This window comes from Flavobacterium sp. GNP010 (assembly GCF_056428945.1).
In genome coordinates this window covers 1-13217 of sequence record NZ_JBWJVK010000051.1, presented here as the reverse complement: position 1 = coordinate 13217, position 13217 = coordinate 1, and the positions used below count along the sequence as shown (strand labels likewise).

The following is a 13217-nucleotide window of genomic DNA, read 5'->3' as shown; positions in this document are numbered from 1 at the left end:
CAAATTTTCTTGTACCAATTTGTTTTATAAAGGGTTTGTCTTGCTTGTATATCTCCTCCATTAATTCGTCGACCACGTTAGGCGAATTTGTTCCAAGTTCTTTAAACAAAATTGGTTTTGAATTCCATTCACGATCGCTTTTATGAGTTTTAGTTAAACTGTAATTAGTAACCCTAGGACACGAATTGTAGGAGACATTAAAACTATAGAAAGTTCCGTCTTCCGTAATTACTGAAAAATTAGTTTCTTCTTCAAAATCCCGAACAAAGGCTTTTACTCTCAAAACATTACCAGAATCATCAGCCTTACTAGCAACCAAGTTAGTACTACCTAAATCTACGTAACGAATACCAGAGGGAAATAATAGATGTGAGGTTTTATCGAATGTTACTTCTATATCGTAGGGTTCTATTATACTCAAGTATTTCTTTGCATTCGTGCACAAGGCCTCTTGCCCGTGCGTAATTGATGTGTATCCTAACATTAAAATTAGTACAATCAAAGTATTTTTTACGGTTGTTTTCATTTTATATAAATTACTTTTTAAACAATTATTTTTTTGAGACTAACAGTACTTGCAGTCCTGCTTTTAGGGTAACTTTCGGAGTTTTAATTTTTTTTGAGAAATAATTTGAAACTCCTTGGACTAATCCACGGCTTAAATCCCCTACAATCTGTTGTCCGGCAGAAGTTGATAGCATTATACTACTACCAGAAGTTTGTCCCATATTGGCTGCCATGTCGGTCATAGCGGTACGTTCCGGAGAATAAGGCACTGCCAATCCCTGTTGTCCGTCCAAACCATAGATAGTGAGCTCAATGGGGAGAATATTTCCCTCCAACTCAATGGAGCTAACTTTTAGTTGTAACCTACCTTGCAGAAACTTTGAATTTGCCGTTACTATAGTTCCGACAGGGATCGTTTTGTTCTGTATCCTTGCAGGCTCCAATAAACGCAAGCTAACACTAGTTTCTTCTGATACTAGTTGTGTTTCTTGAACAATAGCACGAATACTATTCTTCGCGTGCTGTTGCTGATTAGTACTAGTGAATTTAGTATTGATATCCGCTACTACTGGATGTTCCTCAACTCTTTGCTCAAGGTTAGAAACGACATTTTGCCTTTCTGGAACTATGGAAACAAATTCTTCCTTGGGTGAAGAAGTTCCAGTTGCCTTGGTTTCGGGCGAAGCTGAACTGATCGGCAAATATTTAGCCGCCATCTGATACGATTTCTCCATTAACTCCAACTGATGATCAACAACATTAGTTGGGGGTTCTTCTTTTTTTGCAAGTTCTTCTTTTAGCTCCTCTAGTTGTTTGCGTAATTCCTGCGTTTCAGAATTATCATTATTGTAAAAACTGCCCAATGTGTTTTGTGCATTGCGATAACTATTTAATGAAGCGTTATTATTCCCTTGTTTTTCAGGAACATCTTGCAAAGATTCTTCTGTACTCCCTTCATTCCAGTAATCAGATAGCGATGTCAGGGCATTTTGTTTTTCTTCATTTTTCTGTTCTACTAATTCCTGTTCATAGGCTTTTTGTTTATCATTTTCTAAACCAATAGTTGTAGCCTGAGGAACTGAGTCGTTAAGTCCTAGAATCTCAATATTTTTTATATTTTCTGCTGGTTTAAATATCAAATACATACAACCAAAAAATACGATTGCCATCAATCCAAAAATGATTGGCTTTTTAATTTTTTCGGCTTTACCCTCACTACTCACTACCAGTCCTTCAGAAGCTGTATTTACACTGCCATCTGTAACATAGACTGCATTTTTTTTGTTTTCATTTTCTTTCATGTCTTTTCTTTTTTATAATTAGTACTAATGATCCCTCTAGAGATTTGGCGCTACTGAAACTAAATCAAACTGATAAGAATACCAGCTATGCTGATCATTAGATAGACGGCAAAACAAACTATGATATATTTATACTGCTTCTGCAATGGAAGCATCCTCCATTTCACCTCAACTTCATTAATCCATAGATCAATATTTGTTCGAATCTCTTTCATCTTTGTTATTTTTAACGTTCAATAATTTCTAGGTCTTTATTTTCCAAAACCGTAAACTTCTCCATATTGAATCCTTGTGGATTGTTATCGGAACGAACGGAATTCACTAGGTAGCACGAACTGACGAGATTCCTTTTTGTCACATTACTGGATCGAATGATGAACTGCTTAGAATACGTTTTCACAGCATAAGGATAGGTTTCAAAATCACATACCACACTATCAACTTCAAGTCTCTGTTGGACATTTCCTGAAATGATCCTATTGTAATATCCTTTTTCTGCTAAGTCTTTGTAATAATCAAAAGCACTTTTATCTGCTAGATTAAATGCTCTTTTCATATTGTTCTCAATGGCATTTTTATCTGGAGCTATTGTAAAAAAAAGCTCGTGAAACCGTCGAACATGCTCACGAGCCTCTACAGGGCGATTAATAGAAGCATCCTGAGCAAGAGCTAACATTAGCGATTTTCCGTTGTCTAATACATAGACCTTCTGACGTTGTAATTCAGCAAAACGGTATGATTCCCAAACAGCATAACCTGATATACCAACACACAGTACTGCAAATACAAGAGCGTAAAGCCTAATTTGACTAAAACTATTTTCGATATTTCTTAAAGTTTTAAATTCCATTTTACTTTAATTTAAATTGTTATTTCATTAATCTACCGCCAATATTTCCAGCAACAGAGCCTGTACCAGCCCCTACTATATTCCCAGTTTTAGTAGTCGTTTGATTTATATTGCGAACAAAGTTTCCTGCGCCACCAGCCTGAATTATCCATCCAGTCACCGTAGGTATGGTAAAGTACCCTATGATGCCAATAATCATAAATATGATATAAACGGTACTCGATGAATCGGGAATAAAATTGGGATCGGATAAACTGTCGATGTCCTTTTGGAGTATTAAGGATTGGATCTTGGATAACATGGCACTAAAAAGATCTGAAACAGGTAACCAGAGATACACACTAATATACCGAGTGAACCACTGCGTTAAAGTAGACTGAAATCCATCCCAGACTGAAATCGCAAATGCTAAAGGACCCAATATGGAAAGCACTATTAAGAAGAACGTTCTAATAGTATCTATGACTAATGCAGCTGCTTGAAAAAGCACTTCTAAAAATTCACGAAAACTATCCCGAATCATTTTCTTGATACTGTACATTTCTCTTTCAATATACATACCCGAAATGGTTGCTAGATCGGAGGGTGTCCATCCGAGTTCCTCCAACTTTTTATCAAATTCTTCATCCGATGCTAAATAGGCTGTTTCAGGATTACGAAGCATTGCCTCTCTCTCCAATAGGTCTTTCTGCTGCTGTAAAGCATTCAAATCTAAAACTTGACTTTCTAATATGCTATGCGTTCCTTGCACCACTGGACTCAATACTCCATTAAGCGTTCCCAATACAATCGTTGGAAAAAATGTAATACAGATACCCAAGGCAAAAGGCCTAAGCAAAGGAAAGACGTCTATCGGTTCGGCACTACTCAGCGCTTGCCAGACTTTTAATGCGACATAAAACAATGCACCCAATCCAGCCAAACCTTTAGCAACCGCAGCCATATCTGCTGATAATGGCATCATCTCGTCATAGAGCGAGCGTAGTACTTCATGAAGATTACTAAATTCCATGATTACCAATATTTTTGGTTCGCTGTTCCGTATAAATTCAATACTCTTTGACTACTATTGGCTTTCTTGGCTCTCAGATAACTAACCGATATATTTTTATTCGTAAAATAACGAACCAAATTATGATACTCTTTTACTTTCAGATACACTTGGTCAATAATGTCCATTCGTTCTTTGTCATTGAGTGACAAGCTAGAAGAGTTTACAATTTGTTTTAACTCCTTCAAAAGTTCTGTGCTTTCGTTAAGTAAGATTGAATACCCATTAGCTATGGCTGTTAGTTCCTGCTCATTGAAATTGGGATCGTTCAACATTTTTCCAAAATTGTTTACATACATTTCAGAAACATCGCCAACAAGCAACACAGTCTGTTGCACTTTTCGAGCATCTTTTACCAGATTGTTTACTGCCTTTAGTTTATCATAATATTCTTTACCTTGATTATAGACTTTTTGGACTTCTTTAAAGTTGTTAATCATATTGGTCGCTGTGGTCGAAGTCTGTATAATCTGTCTTGCTGAATTGACTATTCCTTGTGCCAAATTTGTAGGATCTGTGACCACCCACTGTGCTTTAGCAGTCGGCATGAAAGCAAATAAAATCACCATACATACCATAATTTTTAAATTTTTCATTTCTATTTGTTTTTAAAATTTTTACTAATTGTTTTCTTTATCCCTTTTCTCAAGGGCAATCCTTTTGATAGCCTTTTCTACATTTCCATCTAATTGTCCTGCAAGTTGCATGACTTCCAACTTTTCTGTTTCTTCAGTGGTATAGGCTAAATATTCCTCGAGACTAACTTCTGTAGCATATACTGCCGAATGCGTACCGCCTAGCCCAATCCAAACTTCTTTGTATAATCTATTAGGATCATTATTCATGTTGATAGAAAGTACCTGTGCCTTTTCCTTTTCAGTCAAACCAAGCATGGCCTGGATATCATCAAATTTGTTCATGTACTTCCTTTGGTCAAGGAGTATTTTACAATCCGAATTATTGATAATACTTTCTTTCACAATGGGAGATTGGATGATATCATCTACTTCTTGGGTTACAACAATGGCTTCTCCAAAAAACTTTCGCACCGTTTTAAAAAGGTATTTGATGTACTCTGCCATCCCTTCTTTTGCAATAGCTTTCCAAGCTTCTTCAATCAGAATTAATTTTCGTACTCCCTTCAATCGACGCATCTTATTGATAAAAACTTCCATAATAATGATGGTCACTATTGGAAAAAGGATTTTATGATCCTTGATCGCATCGATTTCGAAAACAATAAATCGTTTAGAAAGTAAATCCAGTTGCTTTTCGGAATTCAACAGATAATCGTATTCACCTCCTTTGTAGTAAGGTTCTAATACATTTAAGAAGTTGGCAATATCAAAGTCTTTTTCTCGTACCTTTTTATCTTCTAATACTTGCCTATAATCTCCTTGTACAAATTCATAAAACCCATTGAAAGAAGGAAAATCATCTTGCAGCTTGATTCGTTCGATGTAACCACTCACTGCATTTGAAAGTGCCACTTCTTCTGAGCGTGTTGGTGGTTCATCATCCCTTTTCCATAAGGTCAATATTAAAGTTTTGACACTTTCTCTTTTCTCAATATCGAACACGCCATCATCGGTGTAGAAAGGGTTAAAGGCTATCGGATTGTCTTCGGTATAAGTGAAATAAACGCCATCTTCTCCTTTAGTTTTTCCCTTGATTAATTCACATAATCCTTGATACGAATTACCTGTATCCACCAACAGCACATGCGCCCCTTGCTCGTAATATTGTCTTACCATGTGATTCGTAAAAAATGACTTTCCTGAACCTGATGGACCTAATATGAATTTGTTCCTGTTGGTAATAATACCACGTTTAATCGGCAAATCAGAAATATCCAAATGAATGGGTTTCCCTGTAAGCCGGTCAGCCATTTTGATTCCAAAAGGCGAGGGTGAACTTTTATAATTGGTTTCTTCAGTGAAAAAACAAAGCGCAGGTTCTATAAAAGTGTAAAAGCTTTCTTCACTCGGAAAGTCTCCTGCATTGCCTGGCATTCCTGCCCAATAAAGCGTCGCAACATCTGTAGTGTTGTGCCTTGGTTTACATTCCATCAATGCCAAAGCACTACCTGTGTCGTTCTTCAATTGTTTTAATTCCAATGGATTATCTGACCATGCCATTACATTGAAGTGCGCCCGAATAGAAGCATGTCCAAAAGAATGTGCTTCATTCAAATAGCGTTCGATCCATTCCTTATTGATTTGATTAGCCCTGCTATACCGTGCCAAGGAATGCATATTTCTTGCTGACTTCTCAAACTTGCGCAGGTTGTCTTCGCTGTTATCTAAAAAAAGATACTGGTTGTAAATGTGATTACAACTTAACAACAATCCAACAGGCGCAGCAAAAGACAAAAGACAGTCACTTCTGTCGGTAGACAATTTTTCGTAACGGGTTTCTGCAGACACCGAACTAGGCAAATCATCGGTATCGGATAACGTATGCAAACAAAGCCTTTTGTTTCCTATGCGAACTTCTTCTCCACCCAAAGCAATATCCTGCATTGGTGTCCCCTCCTCTCTTGAAAGGCTTAGGTATTGTTCCAATAATCCTTGTTTCCTAGTTGTTCCAATGATATCATCGTCGCTTAATCGTTCCAGTTTTATAAAATCGGAATCGTTCACAATTCGCTCAAATTGCGCCACCGATTCCATAAAGCGAGAAATGGTTTCCTTATCTCTTAGCTCTTTTGGGATGAGCACTCCTTTGCAAAGCGAAGAGAAATTACTCTGCATTCGCATACGCTCTTTGGACGTTTTAGTTAAGAACAAATAGCAATAATGATTGAGAAACGGACGCTCATTAAAATGTTGCTGGTAGGACTTTGCCAAAAAACTCAAATCTTCTTTGGCAATATCAGGAGCATAATTTTCCTTAATGTACCAATCCTGTTTGTGCACCACCGTATAATCAGGCAAGGTTTTTATAGCCTTGTGCCAAGACGAATGTATGGCTTCATATTCCGCAGATGCAACTGTAAAAAGCTCTGGAAGCTGTACTCGAAAACAAGCGGTGATATCAGCATCCTTAGAGATAATACAATTATTTTCTACTGCTAGCAACGGAAACTTACTTTCCAAGGTTGTCGATTTTGATATATTTCTCATAGCCGATGCATTTTGGAATTCAACTGAAAATAGCGATGCACAGGCTTACGACAGATGATATATCGTGGATGTCTTTTATTCGCTCCCACTTTCATCAATCCATATTCACCGTACTTTTTGTTCAATGAAAAAGTTTGCCATACTAATAGCGATCCTCCACCGATTCCTATAAAAAGACACAGATAAGAATTGACTCCAGTCATGTACAAGATCATTATCAGGATAAGCATCCCGAGCAAACCACCTGCGAAGATGAACAAGTACTGCGCTTTCAGTCCTTTGAACTCCACTGTTCTTCCAATGCCTTTATTAATATTATAAGTATTCATAAGGCAAAAAATTATAGGAAGAAAGAACGTAAAACAGTTGCCGCGACGATCAAAAAGATACAAGCTCCAAACCAACTCGCAGCAGTCTTGCTAGTATCTGGATCACCGCTACTGAACTTGTTATACACCTTAACCCCACCAATGAGCCCAACTACTGCTCCAATAGCATAAATAAGTTGGGTAGCAGGATCAAAATAAGAAGTGACCATTTGTGTCGCTTCTGTGATTCCTGCGGTACCGTTTCCTTGTGCTACTCCACTAATTGTTGATAGTACAGCCACTACCAACACTACTTTTTTAACTTGATTTCCCATGATTTGAAAAATTTAAATTGTTCTTTGTTCCTGTACTTTACAGGAGTATGGAACAAATATCATGTGGAAACCGTTGCAGTTTAATAAGTTGTCCTTATGTGGAGTTGTTTGGCAGAAGAAGACTTGACAACTTAGTTTGTGATAGTAAAAATCACTAAACTTGAGCAATCAATAATGTTATATTGTAAATCGCAATATGCGATATAGCGGATTAAAAAATTTGCTTTTTCTATATTTTTTAGTTAATATTGCATATCGCAATATGAAATATTAGAATGACACAAGTAAAAAGTAATCTCAAACCACAAGACATTGTAATTTTGTTGAAAATAATTGCATTAGGTGAACAACCTTGGTTTCATCATACTATTGCTCAAGAATTAGGCATGAGCCAATCTGAAGTGAGCCAGTCTTTAAATCGTTCTAAATATGCGGGATTAATTGATGATGCCCGAAAAAAAGTGAACAAAATTGCTTTTAGCGAGTTTCTAATTCATGGTGTAGGCTATGCTTTTCCGCAACAACCAGGTGCATTAGTTAGAGGAATACTAACAGCCCATTCTGCTGAACCTTTAAATAAAATTATTCAAGCAACTGATAAATATGTTTGGCCATATGCAAAAGGTTTAGACCGAGGTCAGGCTATAGAACCTTTATACTCCTCAGTCGTAGAAGCTTCATTAAAAGACACTGATTTATACGAATTATTAACTTTAGTGGATGCTATTAGAGTGGGAAGAGTCAGAGAAAAAGAAATGGCAAAACGAGAATTAGAAAAAAGAATACTCCATGTATAATAAAATAATCAATCTAGCATTAGTAGCTCAAGTGGCAAAAGGCTTAAAGGAATTAAATGAAAAAATGGTATTCATTGGAGGAGCGGTGATTAGCTTATATACTGATGATCCAGCTGCTGAGGAAATTCGTCCCACTTCTGACATAGACATGACTATTAATTTAGCTAATTATTATGAATGGACACAAATGCAAGAACGATTAGCTGAACTTAATTTCTATCCAGATCCTCAAGGACAATCCATATGTTCGTATCAGTTTGAAAATATTGCCATAGACATAATGCCTGCAGACGATAGTAGTATTGGAATATCTAATAAATGGTACAAGCCGGGATTCAAATACTTACAACAAATAGAATTGTCAGAAGGAATTAAGATCAACGTATTACCATCTCCTTATTTTCTGGCTACTAAAATAGAGGCATTTAAAGATCGGGGACAAAATGACTTTTACGGAAGCCACGACTACGAAGATATCATCTATCTCATCGACAATAGAACAACAATAGTGGAAGAAATACTAGCGAGTGAAGATGACTTGAAACAATACATCAAGCAAGAACTTAAAGCCATTAAAAAACATCCACAAGCTAACGAAATTTTAGCCATGCACATCCATCCGTTAATTAGAGAAGAACGATTTCAAATGTTGATGGAGAAAATAGAGAGAATAATAGTATAAATCAATAATCCAAAAGCTTTTTATTCTTGGTATAAATCAATAAACAATGATTAAAATAGAAATAGATAAATGCAATGTAACTCCTTTTTTGAGATGGACAGGATCTAAAAGATGGTTTGTAAAAAAACACATAAATGATTTTTTACCTAAATCATTTAATAACTATCACGAACCTTTTCTTGGAGCTGGTTCTGTATTTTTCCATTTAGTTAATTTAGACGAAAACATAAATCGAAAGCATTATTTATCAGACACTAATGAAGATCTGATAAATACCTATATTCAGTTAAGAGATAATCCTCTTGAAGTTATCAAATATTTAAAGAAATTAAAAAACACTTCCGATGATTACTATAAAATCAGGAATGAAAACCCAAGAATAAAAGAAAAAAGAGCTTCTCGGTTTATATATTTAAACAAAACTTCTTTTAATGGAATATTTAGAGTAAATAGCAAAGGTATTTATAATGTGCCATATGGTAAGCAAGAAAAAGCTAATTTCATTAATGAAGAATTATTATTGAATATAAGCTTAAAGCTTAAAAACGTAACAATAAAAAATCAAAGTTTTGAAGAAAATCTTGATAATATCAAAAAAGGAGATTTAGTATTTATAGACCCACCATATACAGTTGCACATGAAAATAATGGTTTCATTGAGTACAATCAGAAATTATTTTCTTGGAAAGATCAGGAAAGATTGAAAACATACATTGAAAATATAATTGAACGCGAAGCTTTTTTTATTCTAACAAATGCTTCTCATATTTCGATATCAAATTTATATAGTAATATCGGTAAAATAAAAAAATTATCTAGAAATAGTCAAGTTGGTGGGCGAAATAAAACCAGAGGAATATTTAATGAGTTAATAATTTACAATACAAGACTATAAATATATGACTGTAAAGAAAATAAAAATTGCTATTATTAGTGATTTACATTGCCATCCTTCAACTCTTAGCTCACCGCATAGTTCTTATTTATTAACGGATAAATTAAGATCACCGTCTTCTGATCATCCAGTCGAGAGCTTATTACATCTGATTGAAAATGAAGGACTAACAGTTGATATAACGTTATGTCCAGGAGATTTTACAGACAAATCTAATACTCAGGGTTTTATTTCGGGTTGGGATTTCTCAATTGAAATTAGTCAAAAACTAAGAGCAAAAGATATTATTGCAACGGTGGGAAATCATGATGTAGATGTATATCAAACTATTTCAAATTATAGTTTAAAAAACGCTAAAGGTATAAAGAAAGGTTTCCCTATTGCAGATGAAGCTACCAGAGATACTTTTTGGTCAAAAGGATGTGCGTTCATAGAGAATGAGTTATCAAGAGTTTTAGTCATTAATAGCTCTCATTTTCATTATAATAAAGAATCATCACATAATGGAGAAATTAGCTCAGATGCTATGGAATATATAGATTCTTACTTAAAAATTCATAATGATGATAAAATAAAAATAGCTATGAGCCATCATCCTCCTATTGCACATCCTAGAAAAAATTTAGGAGAAGATGATAAAATTGTAAACGGCGAAGATCTTTTAGATCTTTTAGGTAAAAATAATTTTGATTTATTTATATATGGTCATAAACATGATCCAAGTATTAAATATCATGGAAATTACAAATTAGCTTTATTTTCATCTGGAAGTTTTTCAGCCTTTACAAATCTTTCTTTTACAGGATATCGCAATGCTTTTCATATCGTGGAATTATCAAAGGATAAACAAAAATGTAAAGGCGAAATTTCAACCTGGACGTATTTACCAAACGAAGGTTGGAAAATGAATTTTGATGAAAGTGCATTTGCTCCTATATCAGGTTTTGGTAACGAAAGAACAGTCGAGCAAATATTTGCTGATATTGAAATCGCATTAAAAGATAAAATAAAATTGACCTGGAATGAAGTTTCTGAAAAAACACCCGATTTAAACAATTTAATACCGGATGATTCAAAAAGATTACTAGATTTACTTGAATCAAATACCTACAAAACAGATGTACACCTTTGGAAAGGACCAAAAGTAATATATAATCTAAAAGGTTTAGAATAATGAAAACTGAAACAATATTCCCGACTTATAACGCAAGACACAACTCTCCAAAAGAAGTAGCTGAAAGTTTCATTTGGTCTGAAAGTTTTGGGAAGTTAATCCAGAATAATCATACTGTTATTTTAGGAGCAAGAGGATGTGGTAAAACTACATTAATGAAGATGTTGACTCTTCCTGCTTTATATACTTGGAAGAGCGAAAATTCGGAAAGTATAAAAAATGATATTAGTTTTTATGCAATTTATATTTCTACCGATATTTATTGGGATGTGAAAAATCAAACTTATAGTTTACAATTAAAACAATTTGGTAATTTTCATGAATTAGTTTCTAGGTTTTCGGTTGCAACTAATGTATTTACATCATTGTGCGACACATTTCTAAATATAATAGAATTTGAACTAGATAATGATAATGAGACCAAAGAATTAGAATTATGTAAATATCTAATAAACTCATGGAAACTAAATTCAGTCATTCCAAAACTAAAACACGTTAAAGAGGCTTTGAATTTTAGAATTGATGAAGTAAATCAAATGATTCAAAAGCTAATTTTTAATTATGATTCTACTATTCATATACCAAATCCAGATTATTTTAGCCTTTCTTTTGAAACTTCAATTGAATCAATAATTCCAATTTTTGAAAGAATTTATAATGTTGAAAATAAAAAGAAGTGGGCTTTATGCTTTGATGAACTTGAATTTGCTCCATTATGGCTGCAGTCTGAGCTTTTTATCTCCTTAAGAAGCCGAAAGCAATTTATAATTTATAAATTGAGTGCAAGTCCAATCCTTTCATTAGATTTAGAGAATTCATTAAAGGGTGCTTATCGAGCAACTTCAGGAAATGATTATGAATTAATTAAAATGTGGAATGTATCAGATCATGAACAATTCTCACGAAAATTAATAGAATCTTTATTAGAAAAAAAATATCCTTCAGCTGACATTGATACTTATTTTGGATCAAATGAGATTTATAATGGTGAATCAAATAGTTATGAACAAGGTAGTGACTTCTATAAGCAAATGATGGAGTTGATTAAAAAAGATGATTCATTCAAAGAATTTTTGGAGAGTAAAAATGTAAATACATCAAATCCCCTCCCCATCGATGATAAGCAAAAAAATACTTTGCATCGAAAAATAAAACCAATAGTTTACTATAGAAACGCATTTATTAATGAAAACAGGATAAAAAAGGGAGTTAATAAGCCTGATTTTAGGAGTAGAAAAACAAATGAACTTGTTTTTGGTATTGAGGTATTGTCAAAAATTTGTGATGGTAACCCAAGGTGGTTGATTGGAATTACAAATTCGATTTTATTTAAATCTGATGCACAATGTGCAGATAAAAATACCCAGTATAAAGAACTATTTGCTGCTGCTACAAGATTTAAAAATGTTATTGGTAATATTCCTATCGGCAATAATAAGTTAACAATAATTGATATTATAAATAAAATAGGTTTATACTTCAAAGATCAAATACTTGGTCATAAGTTTAGAATGGATCCAAAAGGTACTTTTACAGTAGATGATAATGATATAATTATACCAAATAACATCATTGAACTTATTGAAAAAGGAATATCCCAAGGAGCATTTATTTTACTTGATACCAATGATGATTTTTTCGATTTCGAAATTAGAAGACAAAGGTTTAAGCTTTCCTATTTATTTTTTATACTATATGATTTACCTATTCGAAAATATAACAAGGTGAATTTAAGTGAATGTTTAAAAGGAACAGATTTATCAAATGTCAATCAAATATCTTTATTTCAATAAATTATGAAAATAACATATGGCAGACAAATTCAGATAGATGACTTAGCAAATAAGGAAATCGATTTGTTTTTATGCGCAGAAAATCACGAAAAGAGATCATTAAATCTGTATAACAAATTAATTTTAAAAAATAAAATTTCAAAGTCAATTGCTCTTTGTTATAAAGATCTAGTTATTGATGATAAAGATATTAAATTAAAGAAGGTTAAGATAAGCTACAATGATCACTTAAAAATATATAAATTCCTTGATGACGAATTACAACAAATTCATAAAAAAGAAATGTCAATTATTGTAGACTACTCATGTATGACAAAGTCTTGGTATTATTCAATAATATTGTATTTAAAAAATAAAAATAATGTCTTGAATAATATAACTGTTTATTTTAGTTATACT

14 protein-coding genes are annotated in these 13217 nt (G+C 33.6%); 6 read left to right on the top strand and 8 right to left on the bottom strand.

The annotated features are described in order from the left end of the window. The 8 genes from AC061C_RS14350 to AC061C_RS14315 form a co-directional block, all read right to left on the bottom strand. A partial coding sequence (locus AC061C_RS14350) for a DUF8473 domain-containing protein (protein WP_478291744.1) occupies nucleotides 1–526 on the bottom strand: 526 nt, incomplete at its 3' end. Nucleotides 527–551: 25 nt separating this feature from the next. Continuing rightward, on the bottom strand, nucleotides 552–1808 hold the full coding sequence (gene traM, locus AC061C_RS14345; protein WP_478291743.1) for a conjugative transposon protein TraM: 1257 nt from the start codon (nucleotides 1806–1808) through the stop codon (nucleotides 552–554). A gap of 226 nt (nucleotides 1809–2034) precedes the next feature. Continuing rightward, complete coding sequence (traK, locus tag AC061C_RS14340) at nucleotides 2035–2658, bottom strand: conjugative transposon protein TraK (RefSeq protein ID WP_478291742.1); 624 nt, start codon at nucleotides 2656–2658, stop codon at nucleotides 2035–2037. Between the two features lie 19 nt (nucleotides 2659–2677). Then, nucleotides 2678–3670, bottom strand: coding sequence for a conjugative transposon protein TraJ (gene traJ / locus AC061C_RS14335; protein WP_478291741.1), 993 nt, complete (start codon nucleotides 3668–3670; stop codon nucleotides 2678–2680). Nucleotides 3671–3672: 2 nt separating this feature from the next. Beyond that, a complete protein-coding gene (locus AC061C_RS14330; protein WP_478291740.1) occupies nucleotides 3673–4305 on the bottom strand; it encodes a DUF4141 domain-containing protein in 633 nt (210 codons plus the stop codon). Nucleotides 4306–4329: 24 nt separating this feature from the next. Continuing rightward, nucleotides 4330–6834, bottom strand: coding sequence for a TraG family conjugative transposon ATPase (locus AC061C_RS14325; RefSeq protein ID WP_478291739.1), 2505 nt, complete (start codon nucleotides 6832–6834; stop codon nucleotides 4330–4332). Continuing rightward, on the bottom strand, nucleotides 6831–7163 hold the full coding sequence (locus AC061C_RS14320) for a DUF4133 domain-containing protein (protein WP_478291738.1): 333 nt from the start codon (nucleotides 7161–7163) through the stop codon (nucleotides 6831–6833). Before AC061C_RS14320 ends, AC061C_RS14325 begins: the two co-directional genes overlap by 4 nt. A gap of 11 nt (nucleotides 7164–7174) precedes the next feature. Then, nucleotides 7175–7477 (bottom strand): DUF4134 domain-containing protein, encoded by a 303-nt coding sequence (locus AC061C_RS14315; protein ID WP_478291737.1) that lies wholly within the window; start codon nucleotides 7475–7477, stop codon nucleotides 7175–7177. A gap of 275 nt (nucleotides 7478–7752) precedes the next feature. On the opposite strand from AC061C_RS14315, the gene AC061C_RS14310 reads away from it, so the two are divergent. The 6 genes from AC061C_RS14310 to AC061C_RS14285 all read left to right on the top strand — a co-directional run. Continuing rightward, the gene (locus AC061C_RS14310; RefSeq protein WP_478291736.1) at nucleotides 7753–8274 is read left to right on the top strand and encodes a hypothetical protein; all 522 of its coding nucleotides are present in this window, start codon (nucleotides 7753–7755) and stop codon (nucleotides 8272–8274) included. Continuing rightward, the gene (locus AC061C_RS14305; RefSeq protein WP_478291735.1) at nucleotides 8267–8956 is read left to right on the top strand and encodes a nucleotidyl transferase AbiEii/AbiGii toxin family protein; all 690 of its coding nucleotides are present in this window, start codon (nucleotides 8267–8269) and stop codon (nucleotides 8954–8956) included. The genes AC061C_RS14310 and AC061C_RS14305 overlap by 8 nt, the downstream gene beginning before the upstream one ends. A 46-nt stretch (nucleotides 8957–9002) precedes the next feature. Then, on the top strand, nucleotides 9003–9851 hold the full coding sequence (locus AC061C_RS14300) for a DNA adenine methylase (protein ID WP_478291734.1): 849 nt from the start codon (nucleotides 9003–9005) through the stop codon (nucleotides 9849–9851). Nucleotides 9852–9855: 4 nt separating this feature from the next. Then, nucleotides 9856–11025: a metallophosphoesterase family protein gene (locus AC061C_RS14295; RefSeq protein ID WP_478291733.1), complete on the top strand. Its 1170-nt coding sequence runs from the start codon at nucleotides 9856–9858 to the stop codon at nucleotides 11023–11025. Next, nucleotides 11025–12818, top strand: a complete 1794-nt coding sequence (locus AC061C_RS14290; protein ID WP_478291732.1) for an ORC-CDC6 family AAA ATPase — start codon at nucleotides 11025–11027, stop codon at nucleotides 12816–12818. Before AC061C_RS14295 ends, AC061C_RS14290 begins: the two co-directional genes overlap by 1 nt. Nucleotides 12819–12821: 3 nt before the next feature. Beyond that, a partial coding sequence (locus AC061C_RS14285; RefSeq protein WP_478291731.1) for a hypothetical protein occupies nucleotides 12822–13217 on the top strand: 396 nt, incomplete at its 3' end.